The sequence below is a fragment of the Streptomyces sp. BK022 genome (assembly GCF_004217355.1).
Taxonomy (GTDB): Bacteria; Actinomycetota; Actinomycetes; order Streptomycetales; family Streptomycetaceae; genus Streptomyces; species Streptomyces griseoluteus.
Genome location: NZ_SHKU01000001.1, coordinates 940,713 through 964,684, shown reverse-complemented (window position 1 = coordinate 964,684; position 23,972 = coordinate 940,713). Strand labels below are relative to the sequence as shown.

18 protein-coding genes are annotated in these 23,972 nt (G+C 74.2%); 8 read left to right on the top strand and 10 right to left on the bottom strand.

The features are described from left to right. Positions 1-44: 44 nt before the first annotated feature. The 5 genes from EV284_RS04440 to EV284_RS33125 all read right to left on the bottom strand — a co-directional run bounded on the left by EV284_RS04440 (position 45) and on the right by EV284_RS33125 (position 5,548). A complete protein-coding gene (locus tag EV284_RS04440) occupies positions 45-1,013 on the bottom strand; it encodes an acyl-CoA desaturase (protein WP_242625604.1) in 969 nt (322 codons plus the stop codon). Between the two features lie 81 nt (positions 1,014-1,094). Continuing rightward, positions 1,095-2,348, bottom strand: coding sequence for a beta-ketoacyl-[acyl-carrier-protein] synthase family protein (locus EV284_RS04435; RefSeq protein WP_130330397.1), 1,254 nt, complete (start codon positions 2,346-2,348; stop codon positions 1,095-1,097). A gap of 110 nt (positions 2,349-2,458) precedes the next feature. After that, positions 2,459-2,776: a hypothetical protein gene (locus EV284_RS04430; RefSeq protein WP_130330395.1), complete on the bottom strand. Its 318-nt coding sequence runs from the start codon at positions 2,774-2,776 to the stop codon at positions 2,459-2,461. A 22-nt stretch (positions 2,777-2,798) separates the two neighbouring features. After that, the gene (locus tag EV284_RS04425) at positions 2,799-4,883 is read right to left on the bottom strand and encodes an acetoacetate decarboxylase family protein (RefSeq protein WP_130330393.1); all 2,085 of its coding nucleotides are present in this window, start codon (positions 4,881-4,883) and stop codon (positions 2,799-2,801) included. Positions 4,884-5,095: 212 nt separating this feature from the next. Next, positions 5,096-5,548, bottom strand: a complete 453-nt coding sequence (locus EV284_RS33125) for an NAD(P)H-dependent oxidoreductase (RefSeq protein WP_242625562.1) — start codon at positions 5,546-5,548, stop codon at positions 5,096-5,098. 108 nt (positions 5,549-5,656) lie between these two features. On the opposite strand from EV284_RS33125, the gene EV284_RS04415 reads away from it, so the two are divergent. Continuing rightward, the gene (locus EV284_RS04415) at positions 5,657-6,298 is read left to right on the top strand and encodes a class I SAM-dependent methyltransferase (protein WP_242625561.1); all 642 of its coding nucleotides are present in this window, start codon (positions 5,657-5,659) and stop codon (positions 6,296-6,298) included. Positions 6,299-6,341: 43 nt separating this feature from the next. Here the strand turns inward: EV284_RS04415 and EV284_RS04410 are convergent, their stop codons facing one another. Beyond that, positions 6,342-8,297, bottom strand: coding sequence for a DUF1996 domain-containing protein (locus EV284_RS04410; protein WP_130331090.1), 1,956 nt, complete (start codon positions 8,295-8,297; stop codon positions 6,342-6,344). Between the two features lie 463 nt (positions 8,298-8,760). Between EV284_RS04410 and EV284_RS33510 the strand changes: the two genes are divergently transcribed. The 5 genes from EV284_RS33510 to EV284_RS04385 all read left to right on the top strand — a co-directional run bounded on the left by EV284_RS33510 (position 8,761) and on the right by EV284_RS04385 (position 16,729). Continuing rightward, complete coding sequence (locus tag EV284_RS33510; protein ID WP_278045807.1) at positions 8,761-10,563, top strand: C40 family peptidase; 1,803 nt, start codon at positions 8,761-8,763, stop codon at positions 10,561-10,563. A gap of 114 nt (positions 10,564-10,677) precedes the next feature. Continuing rightward, positions 10,678-12,042, top strand: a complete 1,365-nt coding sequence (locus EV284_RS04400; protein WP_130330387.1) for an FAD-dependent oxidoreductase — start codon at positions 10,678-10,680, stop codon at positions 12,040-12,042. 235 nt (positions 12,043-12,277) lie between these two features. Continuing rightward, positions 12,278-13,462: a hypothetical protein gene (locus EV284_RS04395; RefSeq protein WP_242625560.1), complete on the top strand. Its 1,185-nt coding sequence runs from the start codon at positions 12,278-12,280 to the stop codon at positions 13,460-13,462. Positions 13,463-13,540: 78 nt separating this feature from the next. After that, a complete protein-coding gene (locus EV284_RS04390; protein ID WP_130330385.1) occupies positions 13,541-13,831 on the top strand; it encodes a YkvA family protein in 291 nt (96 codons plus the stop codon). 159 nt (positions 13,832-13,990) lie between these two features. Continuing rightward, positions 13,991-16,729: a SpoIIE family protein phosphatase/ATP-binding protein gene (locus EV284_RS04385; protein ID WP_242625559.1), complete on the top strand. Its 2,739-nt coding sequence runs from the start codon at positions 13,991-13,993 to the stop codon at positions 16,727-16,729. Positions 16,730-16,758: 29 nt separating this feature from the next. On the opposite strand, the gene EV284_RS04380 is transcribed toward EV284_RS04385, so the two are convergent. Continuing rightward, a complete protein-coding gene (locus EV284_RS04380) occupies positions 16,759-18,597 on the bottom strand; it encodes a glycoside hydrolase family 15 protein (protein WP_130330383.1) in 1,839 nt (612 codons plus the stop codon). Between the two features lie 144 nt (positions 18,598-18,741). On the opposite strand from EV284_RS04380, the gene EV284_RS04375 reads away from it, so the two are divergent. Continuing rightward, a complete protein-coding gene (locus EV284_RS04375; RefSeq protein WP_130330381.1) occupies positions 18,742-18,948 on the top strand; it encodes a hypothetical protein in 207 nt (68 codons plus the stop codon). Between the two features lie 20 nt (positions 18,949-18,968). Here EV284_RS04375 and EV284_RS04370 read toward each other — a convergent pair whose 3' ends face one another. The 3 genes from EV284_RS04370 to EV284_RS04360 all read right to left on the bottom strand — a co-directional run bounded on the left by EV284_RS04370 (position 18,969) and on the right by EV284_RS04360 (position 23,197). Continuing rightward, on the bottom strand, positions 18,969-19,937 hold the full coding sequence (locus EV284_RS04370; RefSeq protein ID WP_130330379.1) for a lysylphosphatidylglycerol synthase domain-containing protein: 969 nt from the start codon (positions 19,935-19,937) through the stop codon (positions 18,969-18,971). A 171-nt stretch (positions 19,938-20,108) separates the two neighbouring features. Continuing rightward, positions 20,109-22,460 (bottom strand): glycosyl hydrolase family 65 protein, encoded by a 2,352-nt coding sequence (locus tag EV284_RS04365; protein WP_130330377.1) that lies wholly within the window; start codon positions 22,458-22,460, stop codon positions 20,109-20,111. Further along, entirely contained in the window at positions 22,457-23,197 is a 741-nt protein-coding gene (locus tag EV284_RS04360) for a beta-phosphoglucomutase family hydrolase (protein ID WP_130330375.1), read from the bottom strand. Before EV284_RS04360 ends, EV284_RS04365 begins: the two co-directional genes overlap by 4 nt. A 105-nt stretch (positions 23,198-23,302) precedes the next feature. On the opposite strand from EV284_RS04360, the gene EV284_RS04355 reads away from it, so the two are divergent. Next, entirely contained in the window at positions 23,303-23,968 is a 666-nt protein-coding gene (locus EV284_RS04355; RefSeq protein ID WP_130330373.1) for a nucleoside/nucleotide kinase family protein, read from the top strand. Positions 23,969-23,972 lie beyond the last annotated feature (4 nt).

Below are 23,972 nucleotides of genomic sequence, written 5' to 3'. Positions count from 1 at the left end.
CCCGTATTCCACGCGGCCGGGCCGATCCCGGTCGTTGACGGTGCCTAAGACCGCAATTCTCGCGCCCCGGTTCCCGATCCCGGCGCTTTGGCTTCGCGGCGTCGCGCCCGCACCCGGCCGGCGTCGGGCCAGCGCACGTCGTAGGCCCAGCCGAGCCCCTCGAACCAGCGGATCAGGCGGGCGCTGGCGTCGAGTTGGCCGGTGAGGACGCCGTGCCGGGCGCTGGTCGGGTCCGCGTGGTGGAGGTTGTGCCAGGACTCGCCCAACGACAGCGGCGCCAGCCACCACACGTTGCCGGAGCGGTCCCGGCTGCGGAACGGGTGTGAACCGGCCGCGTGGCAGATGGAGTTGATGGACCAGGTCACATGGTGCACCAGGCAGATCCGCACCAGCCCGGCCCAGAAGAACGCCGTCGCCGCGCCCGCCCAGGTCCCGGTGATCAGGAGCCCGAGCAGGGCGGGCAGCGCCAGCGAGAGCACCACGAAGACCCCGAAGCCCCGCGAGACCAGCCGCAGCGCCGGATCCCGTTCCAGGTCGGGCGCGTACCGGGCCGTGGAGGCGTGATCGGTGTGGAAGAGCCAGCCGAGGTGGGCGTGGAACATGCCCTTGGCGAGCGCGCCGGGCGTGCGGCCGTACCGCCACGGCGAGTGCGGGTCGCCGTCGCGGTCGGAGTACCGGTGGTGCTTGCGGTGGTCGGCGACCCAGGTGAGCAGCGGCCCCTGCACGGCGAGACTCCCCGCGACGGCGAGCGCGATCCGCAGCGGGCGGCGCGCCTTGAACGAGCCGTGGGTGAAGTACCGGTGGAACCCGACGGTGATACCGAGCCCGCTGATCAGGTAGAACACGGCGGCGAGCGCGAGGTCGACCGGGCTGAGCCCGTCGCGCCAGGCCAGCGGGACGGCGGCGAGGAGCGCGAGGAAGGGGACGGCGACGAAGACCCCGATGAGGATCTGCTCGGCGTCCGGCCAGGACCAGGACCCCGTCTGGCCGGGGGGCGGTACGGGGTCCGGGATCTGCGGCGCTTCCGGGACTTCCGGCACGGGCGGGACCTTTCGGCTGGGCACGGGCGCTGGGTGGGCCCGGTGGAGTGGTGACTACTCGGCGGCGGTGAGGGCCAGTACGGCGTTCTGGCCGCCGAAGCCGAAGGAGCTGCTGATGGCGGCGCGCATCGGCGTGGGACGCGGGGCCTTGGCGACGATGTCGAGGTCGATGGCCGGGTCCTGGGTGTGCAGGTTGGCGGTGGGCGGGATGAGCTGGTGGCGCAGGGTGAGGGCGGTGCAGGCGGCCTCGATGGCACCGGCTCCGCCGATGGCGTGCCCGATGGCGCCCTTGACCGCGGTCACCGGGGGCGGGCGGTGGAAGACCTGGTGGAGGGCGTTGTGCTCGGCGAGGTCGCCCTGCGGGGTGGAGGTGCCGTGCGCGTTGACGTGGTCGATGTCCTCGGGGGCGAGCCCGGCGTCGAGGAGGGCGCTGCGGATGGCGCGGGCGGCGCCGTCGCCGCCGGGGTGCGGGGAGGTGAAGTGGTGGGCGTCGCAGGAGGCGCCGTAGCCGGCGACCAGGGCGGTGGGCCGGGCGGCGCGGGCGCGGGCGTCGGCGGTGCGTTCCAGCACGAGGACGGCGGCGCCCTCACCGAGCACGAAGCCGTCGCGGTCGCGGTCGAAGGGGCGGGACGCCTCGTGCGGGGCGTCGGCGCGGCGGGACAGGGCACGCATCTGGGCGAAGCAGGCGGCGGTCATCGGCAGCCGGGCGGACTCGCTGCCGCCGGCCAGGACGAGGTCGCAGGCGCCGGCGAGCAGCAGGTCGCGGGCGAGACCGATGGCGCTGGTCCCGGAGGCGCAGGCGGTGGACACGACCAGGTTGGGGCCCGCGGCACCGAGGTCGAGGGCGATCTCGGCGGCGGCCATGTTGGGCACACTGCGCGGCAGGGCGAGCGGGGAGACCCGGTCGGGGACGCGGGCGGCGAGCCGATCGAACTCGGCCTGCCAGCCCTGCATGGAGCCGGTGCCGACACCCATGACGATGCCGATGCGGGGGCCGTCCCAGTCGCCGGGGGTGAGCCCGGCGTCGGCGACGGCCTCGCGGGCGGCGAGCAGGGCGAAGGTGGTGAAGCGGTCCAGCCGGCGGCTGAGGCGGTGCCCGAGCAGCCGGGGCGCGTCGAGGTCGGGCACCTGGCAGGAGAACGCCACGGGCAGGCCGTCGAGTCCGGGGTCGGCGGTGGCCGTGGAGGTCCCGGCGCACAGGCCCTCCCAGGCGGCCGCCTGTCCGACGCCGGCCGGGGTGACCAGTCCGAGTCCGGTGACGGCCACGGGGGCGCGCCGGGTCGCTTGACCTGCGTTCACGAGCTGCATGAGCGGTGATTATCCGGACCTGTGGGGTACTCCCCCGGCCGCCACGACCCGTTCGGCCCAGGACGCCACGGGCTACCACCCGGATGCCCGAACGTGCTTGACGCACCGCCTCATTCCCGGCCGGCGGCCGGGAGCACGGCGGTGGCGGCCGGCCGGCGACGGGGCCGGGACCGGCCGGGCCCGCCCTGACGGAGCAACATCTCCGCCACGAGACGGAGTTGGCGAGCGGTCGTACGGCACGCGGCGGCCTGGCGGGCGAGCGTGGGTCTGCCCCACTCGGGGGCGGCGACCCGGCCGTTCAGGGCGGCCGCGGTGGCGAGGAGGCGGCGGGCGTAGCCGTCCATCAGATCGGCATCGGTGCGCAACTGGGCTATGCGGTCGAGGAGTTCGGCGGCGATCGGGTGGGCGGGCGTGGAGTGGCTCACCATGACGGCTCCCGGTGGCGGAGGTTCAGCGCGGCAGGACGGCGCCCGCCGCGCGGTGGACCATGAACTGCGGGCAGGCCACGACGAACAGCGGCCGGGCCGTGTCGATGCCGAGCCTGCGCAGCTGCCCGGCCATGGGTTCGGCGGCGGCGGTGTCCAGCCGGAGGCGCACCCCGGCCCCGGCGTGCAGCCGGGGGCGCCCGGAGGTGCGGATCGCGGTGCGTACCGTGCTGTCGCCGCGCCGCCCGTACAGCGCCCAGTCCGGCTCGGGGCAGCGCACGCCGGGACCGAGGCGGCCGAGCACGGCGATGCCGAGGCCGGGCGCGCTGAGCCGGAGCCGGGGGCCGGTGAGGTGGACCTCGGCGGCGGCCCGTACCGCGGGCTGGCCCCACAGCTCGCGCGCGGCCACCCGGGCCTCCTCGGTGGTGACGGCGAGGGAGAGGACGTAGCGGCCGGTACGGCGCAGGTCGGCACGGCGCAGCAGATCGGTGGCGAAGTCGGCCGGGTGGGGCCGCCACAGGTCGTCCACCGGCACGGACAGCGCGATCTCGGTGTACGGGCCGAGGGTGGAGCAGCGGTGCTCGTACAGCGAGAGCACGGCGAGGGTGCGCCGGCCGATCCCGCTGGGCCGCATCCAGGGCACGTCGGGCAGCAGGGCCCGTACGGCCTCGGTGTCGACCGGGAAGCAGAGGTGGGCGGCGGCCGAGTCCTGGTAGCGCACCGGCACGCCGACCGGGCCGGTGGTCGTCGGTATCGAGGAGGTCGGCAGGGTGAGGAAGGGGTGGCCCTCGGGCGGGTGCGCCGGGTCCTTGAGCTGGTACGCCTGGCTGCGCACGACCGGGCCCCGGTACGGAGTGAGTGCCTCGTCGAGGTGCGCGCGGGCCTCGGGGGCGACGGTACGCAGATGGCCGATGTACTCGCGCAGCAGGTGGGACTCCGGGAAGGCGCGGGTGGGTCCGGTGTAGCGGGCGTCGTACCGGCCCGGGTGCGGGTCGGCGGGGGCGGCGGCCGGGACGAGGTCGTGCTCGTTGGTGACGTGGCCGACCCAGGTGCGGGGGTCGGCGGGGCGTCCGGCGGGGTCAGGAGCGCCGACCGCGATGACATGGGTGAGCCGGTAGGCACGGCAGAACCCGGCGTCCCGCGCGAGGTTGAGCAGTGCGGTTCCGCCTTCCCCGTGCCCGATCAGGGCCAGTTCGGCGCCGCGCGGGATGCCGTGTTCCTCGATCGCGGGCCGCAGCGCGCGGGTGTACGGCGAGTCGGCGGTGAGCTGCTCCCGCCAGGCGCCGACGACATCGCGCGGGGAGCCGTGGCGGGGCCGGCCGGAACTGCTGCCGGGGGCCTGGACGACGTACCGGACGACCCCGTCGGGGCCGCGCACGTTCTGCACGAGGACACGGCCCTCGGGGGCGAGGATGTCGATGTTGCGGAGGAACCCGAGCAGCGAGCCCTCGGTGGCGAGGGTCTGCCGCTCCCGGTCGGTGAGGTCGACGGCCTCGGCGGCGCGCCGGTCCCCGCCGGTCTCCGGTTCCGCGGGCGCGGGGGGCTCGGCGTCCAGCAGGGCGCGTACCCGCAGGAGTTCGTCCAGCACGGGGGTGAGCGCGGCCAGGGCGCGCTGGGCGCCGGGGTCCCGGAAGAGGGCGCGCAGGGCGCGTACGGCCTCGCGGTCGCCCCTGGTGCCGAGGGCCTCGGTGAGGCGGCGCGCGCCGGGGTCGCGGGCCAGTTCGGGGTGGCCGGTGAGCACGGCCGCGAGGCGCAGCCGCAGCGAGGTGACGGCCATCAGCGCGGCCAGGGGCTCTCCGCCCCGGCGGGCACCGAGCAGCCGCGCGATCCTTCTGCGCGCGGCCCCGGCGGGGGCACCCAGACCACGCGGGTCCGTCAGGGCGCGCAGCAGCGTCCAGCGGGCGGTGAGTCCTGTACGGGGGTGGCGGGCGGCGCGTCTGTGGGGTGGGGCGAGCAGCGCGTCCGCGGTGCGTTCGGCGACGGCGCGTACGCCGTCGGCGACCTCGGCGACCTCGCGGGCGCCGTCGCGCAGGAGTTGCCCGGTGGTGCGCTGGTCGGCGTCCTGCCCGCCGGGCGCGGGCCGTCCGGGTGCGTGGCCGTCCGCTCGCATCCGACGCTCCCTCGATTCGGTCGACGTACGACGGGATGCGACCGCGTCCGGCGGGACGCGGCCTCGTGCCCATCGTCGGCCAGGGGTCCCGCGCCCGCACCTTCGTCCGGCCGGTGCCGGGTGTGGGGACCAGCGGCTTTCCGCTCCCGCGCCGGGCGGGGGCGGGACGGCGAGGGAGGTGGGCGGGTGCCGCCGAACGGGCGAGGCCGGCGTCAGCCGGTCAGGCCCGCGGCGAGGACGGCCCCGAGTTCCCAGCACGCCTCGGTGTCGGCCCTGCCGGGTGCGCCGGTGACCGTGACGGGCTCTGCGGCGCGGCGCCAGCCCAGGCCGGTGGTGACGGTCTCGATCGCGCGGACGGCGCCGGTCACGTCGTTGCCGCCGTGCACCCAGTAGCCGAAGGGGCGGCCGCGGGTGTCGTCCAGGCACGGGTAGTAGATCTGGTCGAAGAAATGCTTGAGGGCGCCGGACATGTAGCCGAGGTTGGCCGGGGTGCCGAGGAGGTAGCCGTCGGCGGCCAGCACGTCGGCGGCGGTCGCGGCGAGGGCGGCACGGCGGACGACCCGGACGCCCTCGATCTCGGGCGCGGTGGCGCCGGACACGACGGCCTCGAACAGTTCCTGGCAGTTCGGCGACGGGGTGTGGTGGATGATCAGCAAGGTGGGCACGCCCGCACCCTGCCCTGCCGGCGCTTCGGTCCGCAAACAGCGCTGCCGTGCGTGCGGGTATGGGTGCGACGATGCCGGGCATCGGTAGGGGACGTGAGAGGAGCCGTCTTGGCAGAGGAAGACAACCGGGCACCGGCGGCGGCGGTGTTCGACACGCTGGGCATCGCCTACGAGCAGGCGTTCGCCTCCTCCGGGCCGCATCTGGCCTCGCTGAGCTGGCTGGTGGACCACCTGATGCCGGGCAGCCGGGTGCTGGACGTGGGCAGCGGCACCGGCCGGCCCACCGCCGAGGCACTCGCGCGGGCCGGACACCGGGTGCTGGGCGTCGACGTGTCACCGGTGATGGTCGAGCTGGCCGCGCGCCAGGTGCCGGACGCCGAGTTCAAGCTGGCCGACATCCGTGAACTGGAGCTGGAGGAAGGGTCGTTCGAAGCGATCTGTGTGTACTTCTCGCTGCTCCAGATGTCCCGCGACGAACAGCGGGACGTCCTCACCTCGCTGGCGCGGGCGCTGCGGCCGGGCGGTCTCGCGGTGCTGGCCACGGTGCCCGTGGACGTGGCCGACGCGGAGACCGAGTTCATGGGGCAGCCGGTGCGGGTGAGCAGCTTCTCCCCCGACGACTTCGCCCGACTCGCCACGGACGCGGGATTCTCCGTGCTGTCCGAGGCGCACGCCACCTTCATGCCGGCCCACGCCGACGCCGGTCCGGAGCCGCATCTGTTCCTGTACTGCCGGCGCACGGCGCACTGAGCCCCCGGTCCCGCGAGGGAACCGGGGGCTCGGAGACCGGGGCTCAGTAGCGCAGACGCCGGGCGCGGAGCAGCATCACCAGGCCGGAGGCGGCCAGCAGCACGCCGAGGGCCGCAGGCCACAGGTTGGCTCCGGTCTCGGCGAGGCCGCCGTTGCCCACGGCCTGCGGCTCCAGGTTCGCGGGCGGCGGAGTGGTGACGGCGGCGGCCTGGGCCGGGGCGGACTCGGAGACCTGGGGCGCGGCGGCGGTGGCCGGGGCGCTGGACTCGTCCCGCCTGGGGGTGCCGCCCTGGTTCTTGGTGGTGTTGGCCGGGGCGGTGCCGGCGTCGACGCGGGGGGCCTCGGCGGGGTCGGACTGCGCGGGCTGCCCGGCCGGGGCGGTGCCGGCGGACCGGCCGGACTCGGCCGGCTGCTCCGACTGCGCCGGCTGGGACTCCGCGGGCTTCTCGGGCTCGGCGGGCCTCTCGGGCTCCGCGGTCGCGCTCGGCTCGGCGGTCGCGCTCGGCTCGGCGGTGTTCTGACCGCCACCGGGCTCCTCGCTCGGCTCGGCCGTCCCGCCCTTGCCGTCGTCGCCCTTGCCGTCGTCGCCGGGACCGCAGTTCCGGCCGGAGTTGATGCAGTCGACCATCGTGCGCATCAGGCCCTCGTCGAAGACGTTGATGAAGTCGCCGTGGTCGGTGACCGGCTTGTGCTGCTGCTCCGGGAAGGAGTCGACCGCGAACAGCGGGGTGTTCTTGCCGCCGTCGTCCAGGCTCGGCGCGTCCACATCGTAGACGATCCGCTGCACGAGCTGCGGAATGGCCTTGAAGCCTGCGGGGCAGTTGCCCTGGCCGTCGGCGAAGGCGACATGGGTGCGGTGGTTGGCGCTGTCGGCGTTGCGGCCGTCCCAGCAGCTCTGGAAGTGGAAGCTGCGCACCACGTCGCTCCCGGACGGGCACAGCGGGTACTTGTCCTTGAGCTGCCGGTCCTCGAACCCGGTGCAGCTCCAGGAGGCGTTGGCGTTGGCGGGTCCGTTGACGAAGGCCTTGGCGTCACCGGTGATGATGCGCAGCAGCCGGGGCATCTCGGTGACCTTGCCGCTCGGGCTGCCGACGAAGGTCAGGGTGACCTCCTTGGGCGTGACGATCTGTCCCGCGTTGCCCTCGGTACCGCCGCCCGGCGCCCCGGCGTCCCGCTCCTGCTTGCCGTTCTGCAGACGCAGCACCGGCCAGTAGTAGGTGGACTTGTCACCCTGGTCGGCGCAGCTCGTCCTGGCGTCCGCGAGGTCCTGGTCGCTGGCGAAGGCGGTGTTGGACTGGTTGCCGACGTAGTCGTGGAAGTGGTGGGCGCCGTTGGAGACACCGGGGGCCACGATCACGTTGTCCGAGTTGAACAACCCGTTCTCGTTGACCCCGCACTCGGTGCGGAAGGTGCCGCCGGGGGGCGCCTTGGGGGCGTTGGGCTGCACGGAGTTGATGTCCGCGTAGTCGGCGGCGACGGGTCCGTTGCCACCCTGCCCGGTGCCGCCGTTCTGGCCCTGGCCTTGGCCCTGGCCCCCTTCCCCGCTCTGGGAGGGTACGGCGGACTCGCCGCCGGGCGCCGCCTCGGCGGGGCGCAGGGTGCAGGGGGCGAGCGCGTCGAGCTGGTCGGGGCGGTTCCCGGCCCGGCCGATGGCGTCGGCGATGCGGCCCAGGGTCGCGGTCCGCTTGTCCTTCAGCGGGTTCATCACCGAGTTGTCGGCGGCCGCGGGGTCCTGCCGGAGCGCGTCCGCCGACTGCTGGAGCCGCTGGTACGCCTCCGCGATCTGCTGGTCCAGCTGGGCCAGTTCACGGTCGACGTCCCCCCGGGCCGCCTCCGGTACGTCGGTCAGCCGGGCGCCGACGTCGGGGCAGTCGACGGTGGCCATGCCGGCCGACCTGAGAGATGCGCCGGCCGCGTCGCCGGAGCCCTGTCCGCTCCAGCCGCCTTCGCTGGCCGACGCGTAGACGTTCGCCGCGACGAGGCCGCCGCCGCCGAGCATCAGCGCGACCGCGGCGAGGGTCACGCGTCGTGCGCCGGTCGGGCGCCTGCGCCTGTTCGGTTCCAAGATCGTCCCCTGCGAGTCGTGGTCGGTGGGGGCATGTGGCGCCCCACACCCATACGCGGGGTGGCACCGGGGTGTTCAGCCCGGCCCGGATTTCATGGCGAACTCTCAAGAGAACCGCGCCAGATGAGGCATAAGGGGGACGCGCGCACCCGTACAGGGGAGCCGGCCACGTGGGCTCCTAGTGTGCCCATCCGAACACGGCGGCGAACATCACAAATACGTATCGGACATTCCACCCGGTGACCTTCACACGAGTGACACAAGTTGGCTAGGTTGACCGCAGGCCGCCCGGCTCCCCGTCCCCAGGAGCCCGCAGCGCCGTCCGGTACGGGAGATTCGACCGATCTCCGGGCGCGCGGCCCGACTGCCCCGCGGGGCGAGGAAGGAGTCGTCTCCCATGGCGCCGGAGAGTCACGAAGAGGTTCGGCAGCGGATCGACTCCCTCTACGCACGGGCCGAGACCGCCACGGGCAACTACAACGCCACCCGTGCGATGGCCGCCGCCACCCGCAGGCGGGGTGTCCCGCTGGCCAAGCGGTCCGGCAGCCGTCCCGATCCCGCGCTCGACGCCGTGACCCGCCAGTGGTTCGACGCGGCCCGCGCCAAGGCCGGACCGACCGTGCCCGCCGCGCTCCCCGCCGACCGGATGCCCGACAACGGCCCTGCCGTGGAACGCACTTGGACCGCCGCCGAGCTGGGCCTGCCCAGCCCTGAGCCCGAGAGGCCCGCACTGCCCGCGGGTTCCTCGCAGCGTCCGGTGGCCGAGCTGACCGGCGGCACGCCGTCCTCCCCGGCACTCGAGGCGGCGGGTACGGCGGTCGCGCTTCCCCCGGCCCCGCCCGTGGCGGCACTGCCGGCCGCGCCGGTGGCCCAACTGCCGGTGAGCGCGCCCCAGTCGGCTCCCCCCGCCGTGCCGGTCGGTGGACCCGCACTCGGGGGCTCCGGCATGCCGGGCCTCCCGGCCGCTCCCGCGCCGGCACCGCCCGGCGGCACCCCCCACGTACTGCCGGCCCAGCCCGCCTCCCTGGACCGTCGCTCCCCCGCCGACCTCAAAGCGGGCAACCGCCGCAAGCTCGCCGCCGCCAAGGACCTGCTGTCCCGCCACTCCTGGAACGCCGCCCCGGCGCAGGCGTGGGACACCCCGCAGGCGGACGGCGCTCAGACTGCCGCGCCGGGGATCGCCAGCCCCGGCGCGGCTCCTGCACCGGCCGCCCCGACGGGCCAGTGGGCGGTACCGTCCCCCGTCACGGACACCGGCCCGCTGACGTACCCGATGCCGGGGGCGCCGGGCGACACCGGCTCGCTGCCCTACCCGATCCCCGGCCCGCTGAGCGACACCGGCGGCCTGAGCTACCTGGCCCCGGCCCCGCAGACGGACACGGGCACCCTCCCGGCGGTGGACACCAGCGCCTTCGCGCCCGGCTACGACACCGGGGCGTTCCCGGCGGCGTCTCTGGCACCCACGTACGACACGGGGACGTTCCCGGCGGTACCTCCGGTGGCCGAGGCGCTCCCGGTCCCGGCGTACGGGACGGGCGCGTTCCCGGGCATGGCCCCCCTGGCCGAGGAGACCCCGGCCCCCGCGTACGGGACCGGCGCTTTCCCGGCGGCCCCCGCGTTCCAGCCCGCACCACCCTCGGCCCCCGCGTTCCAGCCCGCACCACCCGCGGCCCCTGGCGTGGCGCCCGCTTTCCAGGCCGCGCCCCCGGCGGCCGCACCCTCCCCGGCCCCGGCTCCCGCTTTCCAGCCCGCGCCGCCGGCGGCCCCCGCGCCCGCCCCCGGGACCGGCACCTTCCCCACCGCCGCCCTCACCCCCCGTCCCACCACCGAATCCGCCCACGTCGTGCGCGCCGCCAAGGCCATCGCCTTCGCCGCCGCCCAGGTCGGCAAGCCCTGCGTCTGGGGCGCCACCGGCCCCGACTCGTTCGACTGCTCCAGCCTCACCCAGGGCGCCTGGCGCACGGCCGGGGTCGAGCTGCCGAGGGCCGCGCACGAGCAGGCGGCGGCCGGTACCGAGGTGACGCTCGCCGCCGCCCTCCCCGGTGACCTGGTGCTCTTCTTCGAGGACGACCGGCACGTGGGTCTGTACGTCGGCAACGGCACGATGATCCACGCGCCGGGTCCGGGCGCGACCATCCGCGAGGAGTCGGTGTACGGCGCGGGAGAGGCCGCGATTCACCGGGTGATCAGGCCCGCCTGATACTCATAAAACCCGTTTATGGGTCCATAGACCGGACCCGTGTACTAACTTAGGGCTGCCTTAGCTTAGGCTTCCTGATCGAGTCGCCTGTCCACGCTCGAAGGGAACCTGATCATGCCGCGCCCCCTGCGGGTAGCCATCGTCGGAGCCGGCCCCGCCGGGATCTACGCCGCCGACGCCCTGCTGAAGTCCGAGACGGCCGCCGATCCGGGCGTGTCCATCGACCTCTTCGAGCGGATGCCCGCCCCGTTCGGCCTGATCCGTTACGGCGTGGCGCCCGACCACCCGCGCATCAAGGGCATCATCACCGCCCTGCACCAGGTGCTCGACAAGCCGCAGATCCGCCTCTTCGGCAATGTCGACTACCCGCGCGACATCAACCTGGACGACCTGCGGGCCTTCTACGACGCGGTGATCTTCTCCACGGGCGCCATGGCCGACCGCGACATGTCGATCCCCGGCATCGACCTGGACGGCTCCTACGGCGCCGCCGACTTCGTGTCCTGGTACGACGGCCACCCCGACGTACCGCGCACCTGGCCGCTCGAGGCCGAGAAGGTCGCCGTCCTCGGTGTCGGCAACGTCGCCCTGGACGTGGCCCGCGTCCTCGCCAAGACGGCGGACGAGCTGCTGCCCACGGAGATCCCGCAGAACGTCTACGACGGCCTGAAGGCCAACAAGGCCCTCGAGGTCCACGTCTTCGGCCGCCGCGGCCCGGCGCAGGCGAAGTTCAGCCCGATGGAACTGCGCGAGCTGGACCACTCCCCCAACATCGAGGTCATCGTCGACCCGGAGGACATCGACTACGACGCGGGCTCCATCGAGACACGGCGCGGCAACAAGCAGGCCGACATGGTCGCCAAGACGCTGGAGAAGTGGGCGATCCGCGACATCGGCGACCGCCCCCACAAACTGTTCCTGCACTTCTTCGAGTCCCCGGCGGAGATCCTCGGCGAGAACGGCAAGGTCGTCGGCCTGCGCACCGAGCGCACCGTGCTGGACGGCACCGGCAACGTCAAGGGCACCGGCGAGTTCAAGGACTGGGACGTCCAGTCGGTCTACCGCGCGGTCGGCTACCTCTCGGAGAAGCTGCCCAAGCTGCCCTGGGACCTTCGGACGGGCACCGTCCCGGACGAGGGCGGCCGGGTCATCGAGGAGAGCGGCGCCCACCTGACGTCGACCTACGTCACGGGCTGGATCAGGCGCGGCCCGGTCGGTCTGATCGGTCACACCAAGGGCGACGCCAACGAGACGGTGGCCAACCTGCTGGACGATCACGCCAATGGCCGGCTGCACACGCCGTCCGCGCCGGACCCGGAGGCCGTGTACGCCTTCCTGTCCGGGCGGGGAGTCCGCTTCACCACCTGGGACGGCTGGTACAAGCTGGACGCCGCCGAGCGCGCCCTCGGTGAGCCGCACGGCCGCGAGCGCGTGAAGCTCGTGGAGCGCGAGGACATGCTGCGGGAGAGCGGCGCCTGATCCCGTGGCGCCCCCGTGCGGCTGAACGACGACGCGACCCCGACGAGACCGGTGGCCCGGCTCTCGCCGGGGTCTCGCGTATCCGGCCCCCGACGGGGCGCGCACGAGGCGCACCACGGGCGCACGCGACCGCGCGCGCCCCTGCCCGACGCGCCGCCCCGGGACCCGGCGCACCGATGACGGGGCATACCGGTGATACTGGAACGCGCACCGGCCCCCACCAGCAGATTGGCCCATGTCGAACTCCGCCACCGACCGCGCCCCCGTCCCGCAGACGATCTGGGCGGCCCGCGGCCGTCACACCGGTCCCACCCCCGAGGACGTCGTACGCCGCACCCTGAGCGAGCGCCGGGCGAGCGGGGATCTCGACGACTTCTCGGAGCCGCCCCTTCCCGAAGGCTCCGCCGACCGCGTCTTCGAGGCGCGCTGGCGCGCCGGGGGCACGGTCACCGTCCGGGCCCGGCTCACACTCGTCTCCGTGCCCGAGCGGCCGGGGCACGAGTGGACGCTCGTCGCGGAGGCCGAGCGGCTCTGGGAGGAGGCGTGGCCCTCACCGGCCACTCTGTTCTGGCCCGAGTCCGGCTCCCCGGCCGAGGACGGCGAGTGGGACCACCACCCGACCGTGCCGGGGCTGCGGTTCCGGCAGGTCAACGCGCTGCCGCTGGACGACAAGGAGATGCGCAGGCGGCTGCGGGACGCGGCCCGTGAGGCGTGGTGCGTCAATCTGGTCGTACACGAGGCGATGACGCCGGACGAGCGGGGCAGGCTGCCACTGGCCCGGCTGCTGCCACCGGGGCTGCGGCACCGGGTGATCGAGCACCGGGCCACCCCCCAGCAGTTCCGGGCGGTCAACTGGGCGCTGAAGGACCTCGGGGTGGAGGTGCCGCGCGGTGGTGCCGTGCTGCTGCCCCCGGACCCGGCGCCCGCGGGGTACGACCGGCAGGCGTACGCCGTGCGCAGCGTCTTCCTGGACGGCTCCGAGCCGGCCGAGCTGGTCACCGCCCTGCGGGACTTCGTCACGCTGTCGCGCCCCAGGCCGCGCGGGCTCGGTGAGGCGCTGTCCGGTCTGCGGGACAACTGGACGCTGATGACCGTGCGGGAGGAGCTGGAGCGGGAGCGGCGCCGGACCGAGCGGTACCGGGAGGCGCTGGAGGCGATGACCAAGTCGCGGGATCTGTACCGCGAGGCCGCCGAGCAGGCCCACGAGGCGCTGGCCGCGTACCGCGACACCCCGCTGCCGGTGCTGCCCCATCAGCGGCCCCCGGCCCGCGGCCAGTCGCCGTTGCAGCAGCTCACCCGGACGTTCGAGCGGCTGCGGATCCCGGCGTGGGGGCAGCGGCCCGAAGACCCCGAGCACGTCCCCGAGCCCCTCCATGAGACCGGCCCGGAGCGCGAGGCCGGGGGCAGCGACCGGGTGTGACGCGACGGCTGCCGCGCGCCACAGCGGGCAGAAGGAAGAGGGCGCGGGCGGGCCGCGCGTCGGGAGGGGACAGGGCGCATGGACAACTCCACGATCGTGCTGGTGGTCGCGGCCCTCGCTGCGGCGGTGGTGCTGGTGGTCGCCGTCGTCCTGCTGGTGCGGCTGGTCAGGGCGCGGCGCTCGCTGCGGGACGCGGGGCTGCCGACCGGGCCGCGCTGGGTGTTCTGGGGCGCGGTCCTCTATCTGGTGCTGCCGACCGATCTGCTCCCCGACCCGGTCTACCTCGACGACATCGGCGTCCTCCTGCTCGCCCTGCGCAGCATGCGCGCCGCGACACGCCCGCTGCCGGAGAAGCCCGGCGACTTCTGAGCCCGCGGGGGCCCGGGGCGGTTCGGGTGATCCCGTACGGGTTTCCACCGACCGGGTGAGCAGGGGGGCGGCGCAGGTGAGCGCGGACGGGCGCCGCAAGGCCCTTCACCTCGGGGTACGGCCTCGCCTGACGGAGCGCGGCAGTGTAGACATGGGCACATGGTGCGACTGCCCGGCCGACCCGATCCGCGGGCGCCCCGTTCGTTCGGGCACCCGCGCGCGCCCATAGGCGCGCGGCATCCGGGCGGTGCCGGCGACGGCGGTCAGCCCGGTGTGCTGCGGGCCGCGGCGACGGGGCGCAGCGTGGCCGGTCAGGTGTTCCTGCTCCAAGTGGTGATCGTGCTGCTGCTGGTCGTGTCGGCCGTGGTGGCCCAGGTGCTCCAGGTACGGCACGACAGCGACCTGGAGGCCCGTAACCGCTCCTTGTCCGCCGCCGGTTCCTTCGCCAACGCCCCCGGTACGGCCGCCGCGCTGCGCGCCCCGGACCCGACGGCGATCCTCCAGCCGAGCGCGGAGGCGGCTCGCAAGGCGACCAACGTCGACTTCATCGTCGTGATGAACACCCGGGGCATCCGCTACACCCACCCCGATCCGGACCGGATCGGCAAGAAGTTCGTCGGCACGATCGGGCCCGCGCTGCGCGGGGGGACGGTGGTCGAGCAGCTGACCGGCACGATAGGCCCGCTGGTCCAGGTGGTCGTCCCGGTGCGGGACGCGGACGGCAAGGTGGTGGGCCTGGTCTCGGCCGGTATCACCACCGCGCACGTCGGCGGGGCCGCCGACCAGCAGCTGCCGCTCCTCCTCGCGGCGGCCGCGGCGGCGCTCGCGCTGGCCACGGCGGGCACCGCGCTGGTCAGCAGGCGCCTGCTGCGCCAGACCCACGGCCTCGGCCCCTACGAGATGACCCGGATGTACGAGCACCACGACGCGGTGCTGCACGCGGTCCGGGAGGGGGTGCTGATCGTGGGCGACGGCGGCAAGCTGCTGCTCGCCAACGACGAGGCGCACCGGCTGCTGGACCTGCCCGAGGACGCCGAGATGCGCAGCGTGCTGGACCTCGGCCTGGACGACGAGACGGCCGGGCTGCTCGCCTCGGGGCGGGTCGCCACGGACGAGGTCCATCTGGTCAAGGACCGGCTGCTGGCCATCAACCAGCGGCCCACCGATCTGCGCGGCGGCCCGCCCGGCAGCGTCACCACGCTCCGCGACTCCACCGAGCTGCGCGCCCTGTCCGGCCGCGCCGAGGTGGCCCGCGAGCGGCTGAACATGCTGTACGACGCCGGAGTGGGCATCGGCACCAGCCTGGACGTGACCCGCACGGCGGAGGAACTGGCCGAGCTGGCGGTGCCCAGGTTCGCGGACTTCGTCACGGTGGACCTGTTCGAGCCGGTGCTCAAGGGGGAGGAACCGAAGCCGGGCACCGAGCTGCGTCGGGCGGCGTTCAGCGGCATCCGCAAGGACGCGCCGCTGTATCCGCTGGGCGAGCGCATCCGGTTCGTGCCGACCTCGCCGCAGGCGCGCAGCCTGGCGACCGGGCAGTCCGTGGTGGAGCCGGACCTCAGCGCGGCGCCGGGCTGGCAGGCGCAGGATCTGGAGCGGACCGAGCAGATCATCGAGTACGGCGTCCACTCGCTGATCACGGTGCCGCTGCGGGCCGGCAGTCTGGTGCTGGGGGTGGCGAACTTCTGGCGCACGGAGAAGCCGCAGCCGTTCGACTCCGAGGATCTGGCGCTGGCGGAGGAGCTGGTGGCGCGGGCGGCGGTGTCCATCGACAACGCCCGCCGGTACACCCGCGAGCACAGCATGGCGGTGACCCTCCAGCGCAGCCTGCTGCCGCGCACGCTGCCCGCGCAAGACGCGCTGGAGATCGCCTACCGGTATCTGCCCGCGCAGTCCGGGGTGGGCGGCGACTGGTTCGACGTCCTGCCGCTGCCGGGTGCCCGGGTGGCGCTGGTGGTCGGTGACGTGGTCGGGCACGGGCTGCACGCGGCGGCGACGATGGGCCGGCTGCGTACGGCCGTGCACAACTTCTCCTCGCTCGACCTGCCCCCGGACGAGTTGCTGGGGCTGCTGGACGAGCTGGTGGCCCGGCTCGACCAGGACGAGACCCCGGCGGACGGCGCGGCCGCCGTCACCGGCGCGACCTGTCTGTACGCGGTCTACGACCCGGCGTCCCGGCGCTGCACCATCGCGCGGGCCGGGCATCTGCCGCCCGCGCTGGTGCTGCCGGACGGCACGGTGGAGTTCCCGGACGTGCCGGCCGGGCCCCCGCTGGGGCTGGGCGGGCTGCCGTTCGAGACGGCCGATCTGGAGCTGCCGGAGGGCAGCCGGCTGGTGCTGTACACCGACGGGCTGGTGGAGGACCGGGAGCGGGACATCGACGAGGGGCTCGACCTGCTGCGCGACGCGCTGCGGCACGCGTCGGGCGCCTCGCCGGAGGAGACCTGCCGGACGGTACTGGACCGGCTGCCGGTGCGCCCCGCGGACGACGTGGCGCTGATCGTGGCCGAGACCCGCGTCCTGGGCGAGGACCAGGTGGCCCAGTGGGAGGTGCCCGCCGATCCGGCGGCCGTCTCCGAGATCCGCGCCAAGGTGACCCGTCAGCTCGCCGACTGGGGCCTGGAGGAGCTGACCTTCACCACGGAGCTGATCCTCAGCGAGCTGGTCACCAACGCGATCCGTTACGGCCGGGGCCCCATCGGCGTACGCCTGCTGCGCGGCCGGACCCTCATCTGCGAGGTCTCGGACGGCACCACCACCTCCCCGCACCTCCGCTACGCCGCCAGCACCGACGAGGGCGGCCGCGGCCTCTTCCTCGTGGCCCAGCTCTCCGACCGCTGGGGCACCCGCTACACCCCGACCGGCAAGATCATCTGGGCGGAACAGCCACTGCCGTAGGCCCGGGCCGGCGCTGGCGGTCCGGTGGCTCAGCCCAGCGCCTTGTCCAGGTTGAAGGCCGCGCTGATCAGCGCGAGGTGGGTGAACGCCTGCGGGAAGTTGCCCTGTTGTTCGCCGGTGCGGCCTATTTCCTCGGCGTAGAGGCCGAGATGGTTGGCGTAGGTGAGCATCTTCTCGAAGGCCAGGCGGGCTTCGTCGACGCGGCCGGCGCGGACCAGGGCCTCGACGTACCAGAAGGAGCAGATGGAGAAGGTGCCCTCGTCGCCGCGCAGGCCGTCGGGGCTGGCCTCGGGGTCGTAGCGGTAGACGAGGGAGTCGGAGACCAGGTCCTCGGTGAGGGCGTCGAGGGTGGAGAGCCATTTGGGGTCGGTCGGCGCGATGAACTTGGCGAGCGGCATCATCAGCAGGGACGCGTCCAGTACGTCGCTGTCCTCGCACTGGGTGAAGGCGCTCCGCTCCTCGGACCAGCCGCGGTCCATGATGCGCCGGTAGATGGCGTCGCGGGAGCGGCGCCAGCGGGGCAGGTCGGCGGGCAGGCCGCGGCGGTTGGCGAGGCGGATGGCGCGTTCGATGGCGACCCAGCACATCAGCCGCGAGTACAGGAAGTTCTTCCGGCCGCCCCGCGTCTCCCACACCCCTTCGTCCGGCTGGTCCCAGTGGTCGCACACCCAGTCCACCAGGTGGCACAGGTCGTCCCACTGCGCGCTGGAGATGGGCTGGGCCCACTTGTCGTACAGGTAGATGGAGTCGATCAGGGCGCCGTAGATGTCGAGTTGGAGCTGCGAGGCGGCGGCGTTGCCGATGCGGACCGGGGACGAACCCAAGTAGCCCTCCAGGTGTGGCAGTTCCCTCTCGGGCAGCTCGGCCCGGCCGTCGATGCCGTACATGATCTGGAGCGGGCCCTCGACGGCGCCGTCGCCGGGGCTGATGTGGGTGGTGACGAAGCGCATGAACGCCTCGGCCTCGCCGGCGAAGCCGAGCCGGAGCAGGGCGTAGACGGCGAAGGCGGCGTCGCGGACCCAGACGTAGCGGTAGTCCCAGTTGCGCTCGCCGCCGAGCTGTTCGGGCAGGCTGGTGGTGGGGGCGGCGACGATGGCGCCGGTGGGGGCGTAGGTGAGCAGCTTCAGGGTGAGGGCGGAGCGGTGCACCATCTCGCGCCAGCGGCCCCGGTAGCGGGACTGGGCGAGCCAGTGGCGCCAGTAGGCGACGGTGGCGTTGAACTCGTGCTCGGCCTCGGCGTGCGCGCAGCCGCGCGGGGCGATCTCGCCGCCCGCCTGGTCCAGCGCGAACACCGCGCTCTCGCCCTCGCCGAGCTTGAACTCGGCCCGCGCGTCCCGGCCGTCGCACTCCATGGCCACGGTGGCGGTGAGGGTGAGGGCGCGCTCCCCGGCGTCGAACAGCAGCAGGCCCTCCTCCTCGCGCAGGGTGTGCGGGTCGGCGCCGTACCCGAAGCGGGGCGCGACCAGGGCGCGGAACGGCACGGTGCCGCGTACGCAGATCACGCGGCGGATCAGCCGGTGCCGGCCCTCCTCACCGGGGCGGCCGGTGCCGACCGGCATGAAGTCCTGCACCTCGCCGACGCCCTCCTCGGTGAAGAAGCGGGTGATCAGGACGTTGGTGTCGGGGAAGTAGAACTGTTTGGTGTGGGCCGGCACGGAGGCCGCCAGCTCGAACCGGCCGCCGCGCTCGGCGTCCAGCAGGGCGGCGAACACGCTGGGGGCGTCGAAGGACGGGGAGCAGTACCAGTCGATGGTGCCGTCGCTGCCGACGAGCGCCACGCTGCGCAAGTCCCCGATGAGGCCATGCTCGGCGATCGGCAGATAGCGGTGGCTCTGCCGGGTCTCCTGCTGGAAGGGCGTCTCGGCCATCGCTGCGGCCTCCCAAGGTGGTGTACGGCTGCCCGTCCAGCGTAGGCCGCTCGGGATGCGCGTGGGCGCCCGGCGGCCGATGGTGAGAGTGTGCCCCGTTCGGCGGCACCGGCACGGATGCGCCCATCCGGAGGAGGAGGCATCATGTCGAGTTCCACGCCCGAAGAGTCGCGGTCGATCGACGACCACTGCACCCCCGACGCCCTGCTGCACACCGCCCCGGCCAGGGACGTCACCCCGGAGGACCTGGTGATGGCGGCGGGCAGGGACGTCACCCCGAAGACCCTGGACTGGGCCCGCCGCAAGCTGGAGGCGGAGGGACCGGTGGCGATCGAGAAGCTCCTGCCCTGAAGGCGGCTGTCGAAGTCCTCTCACAGCGCCTTGCGGCGCATCAGTACGGCGAGGGTCAGCAGGCCGGGCGGCAGGGGCAGCCAGACGGTCAGCATGCGGTAGCCGAGCACGGCGGAGGCGGCCGTGGCGGCGGGCGCGCCGGACGTGGCGAGCGCGAGGACGAGCGCCGCGTCCAGCGAGCCCAGCCCGCCCGGCGTGGGCAGCAGGGCGGCGGCGCCGCTGGCGGCGAGGTACAGCAGGGCCACCTCGGGCGCGGGCAGCGGCAGCGCGACGGCACGCGCCACCGCGACCAGCACCGCGCAGTGCAGCGCGGCGAAGCCGAGCGAGCCGCCCCACAGGGCCGCCGCCCGCCGCGGGCGCGCGTGCACGGCCCGTACGTCGGCCATCAGCGCGCTCAGCAGCCGGCGGCAGCGCGGCCACAGCGGCCCGGCGGCGACCGCCGCGATCAGCAGCGCCGCGCCGAGCGCGCCGGTCAGCCAGACCAGCGGCACTTCGGGTGCGCGCAGCAGCCCCGGACAGAACGGCACCAGCAGCGCGATCAGCAGCAGCTTCGAGACTCCCCCGGCCCCGCCCTTGACGGCGAGCGCACCGGCGGAACGGCCCATGGGCAGCCCGCAGCGCAGCAGGAAGCGCAGGTTCACCGCCCCGGCGCCGATCCCGGCGGGGAGCAGATGGTTGGCGGCACAGGCGGCGAACTGGGCCGCGACGAGCCGTGCGCCGGGCAGCCGCTCCACGACGGCCCCCTGCTGGGCGAGCGCGGCGGCCGCCCAGGTACCCATGGCCGCGACCGCCCCGACCGAGAGCCAGCCCTGGTCGGCCTCGGTGAGCCGCACCGCGCCGCCGCGCACGGTGGGCCAGTACCGCTGGGTGAGGTAGGCGAGGACGAGCAGGACGCAGACCAGCAGCCCCACCTGCCAGACGAGGCCTCGCACGCGCGGTGCCGGACGGCCGGCCGGTACGGGGAGCACGTCGGGAGCGTCCTGCGTCATCGGCACCCCTCCCCCTCCACGGAAGCACCCGTCGCCGACGCCGGGGGAAACCGGACGCCACAGCGAGATCAAGGTCAAACTAACGCGGAACCCCACCCCCCGCCGCGCAGGTACGGCCATACGGCCGCGGCCCGGCGCGCGGCGGGGGGACGCACGGGGTGACCGGCGGGCTCAGAGCCCCTTCGGCACCCGGTGCGGGGGCTGCTCGGGGGTGGGGCGCGGGGTGGGCGGCGGCACGGTCCGCACGGCGGGCTCGTCGGCCTCCAGCATCACGGTCTCCCCGTGGTGCTCGATGATCAGCGGCGGTCCTTCGAGCAGCGTGTAGGTCGCCTTGTCCCCGCTGATCTCCACGCGCAGCCGCCGCCCCCGGAACTGCAGGTGGAAGGCGAGTTTGCGCAGCCGCTCGGGCAGCCGGGGCGCGAAGCTCATCCCGGCCGGGCCCGCCAGTACCCGCCGCATGCCGCCGAAACCGGCGACCAGGGCCATCCACGTCCCGGCCAGCGAGGCGATGTGCAGTCCGTCGCGGGTGTTGTGCTCCAGGTCGTGCAGGTCCATCAGCGCCGCCTCGGTCGTGTAGGCGTAGGCGAGCCGCAGATGGCCCGCCTGGGCGGCGATGACGGCCTGGCAGCAGGCCGACAGGGAGGAGTCGCGGACGGTCAGCGGCTCGTAGTAGGCGAAGTTCCGGGCCACCTGCTCGTCGTCGAAGTAGGAGGGGCAGCTGTACATGGCCAGGACCAGGTCGGCCTGTTTGACGACCTGTTTGCGGTAGAGGTCGAAGTACGGGAAGTTCAGCAGCAGGGGGTACTGCTCGGGGCGGGTCCCGGCGAAGTCCCAGCGCTGGTAGCGGGTGAAGCCGGCGCTCTGCTCGTGGACGCCGAGTTCGTCGTTGTAGGGGATGTTCATCGCGTCGGCGGCGTCCCGCCAGGCGGCGCTCTCCTCCTCGTCGGTGCCGAGCCGCTGGGCCTCCTCGGGGTAGCGCTCCACGGCGTCGGCGGCCGCGAGCAGGTTCTGCCGCGCCATCAGGTTGGTGTAGGTGTTGTCGTCGGCGACCGCGCTGTACTCGTCGGGCCCGGTGACCCCGTCGATGTGGAAGGCGCCGTGGTGGTCGTGGTGGCCCAGCGAGCGCCACAGCCGGGCGGTCTCCACCAGCAGTTCCAGCCCCACCTCGCGCTCGAAGCGGAGGTCGCCGGTGGCCTCGACGTAGCGCACGACGGCGTCCGCGATGCCGGCGTTCACATGGAAGGCGGCGGTGCCCGCCGGCCAGTAGGCGGAGCCTTCCGAGCCCTCGATGGTCCGCCAGGGGAAGGCGGCGCCGCCGAGCCCCAGCTGTGCGGCGCGCTCCCGGGCGGCGTCCAGGGTGTTGTGGCGCCAGCGGAGCGCCTCGGCGACGGCGCGGGGCGCGGTGTGGGTGAGCAGGGGCAGCACGAACATCTCGGTGTCCCAGAACGCGTGCCCGTCGTACCCGGAGCCGGTGAGGCCCTTGGCGGGGATGGCGCGCTGCTCGGCACGGGCGCCGGCCTGGAAGACGTGGAAGAGGGCGAAGCGTACGGCCTGCTGGATCTCCTCGTCGCCGTGCACCTCGACGTCGGCACGCGCCCAGAAGTCGTCGAGGGCCTCCCGCTGGTCCGCCAGCAGTCCTTCCCAGCCGTCGTGGGAGGCGGCGGCGAGGGCGGCGTCGACCTGGTCGGCCATGGCGGGCAGCGAGCGGGTGCCGGACCAGCCGTGCGCGACCAGTTTCTCCACCCGCAGGGTGTGACCGGGCTCCAGTACGGACGTGACGGTGAGCCGGGCGACGTCGATGCCGCTCTCGCTGCGGCTGGTGGTGCGGCCGGGTCCGGTGACGACGTGGTCGGCGGCGACCGCGACCCTGAGGCCGCTGCGCTTGGTGCGGTGCACCAGCCGCAGCCGCTCCCCGGAGGCGAAGCCGTCCTCCTGCTCCAGCGGCGAGCGCAGGCTCATGGCGGCACGCGGGTCGCCGTTGGACTCGGGCAGGCTCTCGTTGGCGACCAGCTCGGACTGGATCACGACACGGCTGGGACGGCCCACGGCCTCGACCTCGTAGGCGATGGCGGCCACGGCGCGCTGGGTGAGGGAGACCAGCCGGGTGGAGCGCACCCGGACCGTGGAGCCGGCCGGGGAGGTCCACTCGCAGGTGCGTTCCAGCACCCCGCGCCGCATGTCGAGGACGCGTTCGTGGGAGACCAGGCGGCCGTAGCGCAGGTCGAAGGGTTCGTCGTCCACCAGCAGGCGCAGGATCTTGCCGTTGGTGACGTCGATGACGCTCTGCCCGGACTCCGGGTAGCCGTAGCCGGCTTCCGCGTAGGGCAGCGGGTGCACCTCGTGCACGCCGTTGAGGTAGCTGCCGGGCAGGCCGTGCGGCTCGCCCTCGTCGAGGTTGCCGCGCCAGCCGACGTGCCCGTTGGACAGCGCGAACACCGACTCGCTCTGGGCCAGCACGTCCAGATCGAGGGTGGTCTCGCGCACGTGCCAGGGCTCGACGGTGTACGCCCGCTCAGTGATCACTGATTCCCTCCCAGCTCGGCGAGGTCCTTCACGACGATATGCGCGCCGTGCGCGTACAGCGCGTCGGCCTGCCCCGTGCGGTCCAGTCCGACCACGTATCCGAAGCCCCCGGCGCGGCCGGCGTCCATCCCGGCGAGCGCGTCCTCGTAGACGGCGGCCCGCTCCGGGGGCACGCCGAGGTCCTTCGCGGCGGCCAGGAAGGTGTCGGGCTCCGGCTTGCCCGGCAGGTGCCGTTCGGCGGCCACCACGCCGTCGATCCGTACGTCGAAGAGGTCCTCGGCGTCGATGGAGCGGAGCACGTCCTGGCAGTTGGCGCTGGAGGAGACGATGGCGGTGGCCAGGCCGGCCGCGCGCACGGCGGCCAGATAGCGCAGCGTGCCCTCGTACGGCTCGACACCGTCGGTGCGGATCTTCTCCAGGAGCAGCTCGTTCTTGCGGTTGCCGAGGCCCTGCACGGTGCCGGCGTCCGGCGGGTCGTCGGGGGCGCCCTCGGGCAGTTCGATCCCGCGGGACTTCAGGAAGGAGCGGACGCCGTCGGCGCGGGGGCGGCCGTCCACGTACTCGTCGTAGTCGGCGACCTCGTCGAACGGCCGCGCGTCCGGGCCCTCGTGGTCGCGGAGGAAGGCGTCGAAGGTCTCCTTCCAGGCGGCGGCGTGCACGACGGCCGTCTTGGTGACGACTCCGTCGAGGTCGAACAGGCACGCCTGGATGGTGTCGGGCAGTCCGAGCTGAGTCATACCCTGCTCCCTTCCCCGGATCGGGCGCGGCGATCACGCCGTTCCGGGCGGAAACGGGGGCGCCCGGCGGCCGCCCCGCGCACGCCCGGTGGCACACTTCGCTGCATGCCGCCGACCTTCGACGATCTTCTCCTCCGCGCCCGCAGCCTGGTCAGGGACGGACAGCGCGCGATCCTCGGCATCGCGGGCGGTCCGGGCGCGGGCAAGACGACCCTCGCCGGACACCTCGTACGCGCCCTGAACGCGGACGGCCCGCCCTGGGTGGCGCACGTCCCGATGGACGGTTTCCACCTGGCCGACGCGGAGCTGGACCGGCTGGGCCGGCGGGACCGCAAGGGTGCTCCGGACACCTTCGACGCGGCCGGGTACGCGGCGCTGCTGCGGCGGCTGCGCGAGAGCCCCGCCGACGCGGACGAGGTGGTGTACGCGCCCGCCTTCGAGCGGGACCTGGAGCAGCCGGTGGCGGGCTCGATCCCGGTGCCGCCCTCGGCGCGGCTGGTGGTGACCGAGGGCAACTACCTTCTGCTGCGCGAGCGTTCGTGGGCCGGGGTGCGGCCGCTGCTGGACGAGGTCTGGTACTGCGAGGTCGGCGAGGCCGAGCGGGTGCGGCGGCTGGTGGCCCGGCACGTGGAGTTCGGAAAGAAGCACACGGCGGCGGTGGCCTGGGTGCTCGGCACCGACCAGCGCAACGCGGACCTGATCGCCACCACGCGGGACCGGGCGGACCTGGTGATACCGGCCTCGGCGCTGCCCGCACCGGGCCGGGGCTGAACCG

Bases quoted from the DNA above. Each gene is read 5' to 3' on its own strand.
- EV284_RS04435 (WP_130330397.1), bottom strand. From the start codon at position 2,348: ATGCAGCTCGTGAACGCAGGTCAAGCGACCCGGCGCGCCCCCGTGGCC.
- EV284_RS04430 (WP_130330395.1), bottom strand. From the start codon at position 2,776: ATGGTGAGCCACTCCACGCCCGCCCACCCGATCGCCGCCGAACTCCTC.
- EV284_RS04425 (WP_130330393.1), bottom strand. From the start codon at position 4,883: ATGCGAGCGGACGGCCACGCACCCGGACGGCCCGCGCCCGGCGGGCAG.
- EV284_RS04410 (WP_130331090.1), bottom strand. From the start codon at position 8,297: ATGCTCGGCGGCGGCGGCCTCGTCGCGGCGAACGTCTACGCGTCGGCC.
- EV284_RS33510 (WP_278045807.1), top strand. From the start codon at position 8,761: ATGGCGCCGGAGAGTCACGAAGAGGTTCGGCAGCGGATCGACTCCCTC.
- EV284_RS04400 (WP_130330387.1), top strand. From the start codon at position 10,678: ATGCCGCGCCCCCTGCGGGTAGCCATCGTCGGAGCCGGCCCCGCCGGG.
- EV284_RS04395 (WP_242625560.1), top strand. From the start codon at position 12,278: ATGTCGAACTCCGCCACCGACCGCGCCCCCGTCCCGCAGACGATCTGG.
- EV284_RS04390 (WP_130330385.1), top strand. From the start codon at position 13,541: ATGGACAACTCCACGATCGTGCTGGTGGTCGCGGCCCTCGCTGCGGCG.
- EV284_RS04385 (WP_242625559.1), top strand. From the start codon at position 13,991: ATGGTGCGACTGCCCGGCCGACCCGATCCGCGGGCGCCCCGTTCGTTC.
- EV284_RS04380 (WP_130330383.1), bottom strand. From the start codon at position 18,597: ATGGCCGAGACGCCCTTCCAGCAGGAGACCCGGCAGAGCCACCGCTAT.
- EV284_RS04375 (WP_130330381.1), top strand. From the start codon at position 18,742: ATGTCGAGTTCCACGCCCGAAGAGTCGCGGTCGATCGACGACCACTGC.
- EV284_RS04370 (WP_130330379.1), bottom strand. From the start codon at position 19,937: ATGACGCAGGACGCTCCCGACGTGCTCCCCGTACCGGCCGGCCGTCCG.
- EV284_RS04360 (WP_130330375.1), bottom strand. From the start codon at position 23,197: ATGACTCAGCTCGGACTGCCCGACACCATCCAGGCGTGCCTGTTCGAC.
- EV284_RS04355 (WP_130330373.1), top strand. From the start codon at position 23,303: ATGCCGCCGACCTTCGACGATCTTCTCCTCCGCGCCCGCAGCCTGGTC.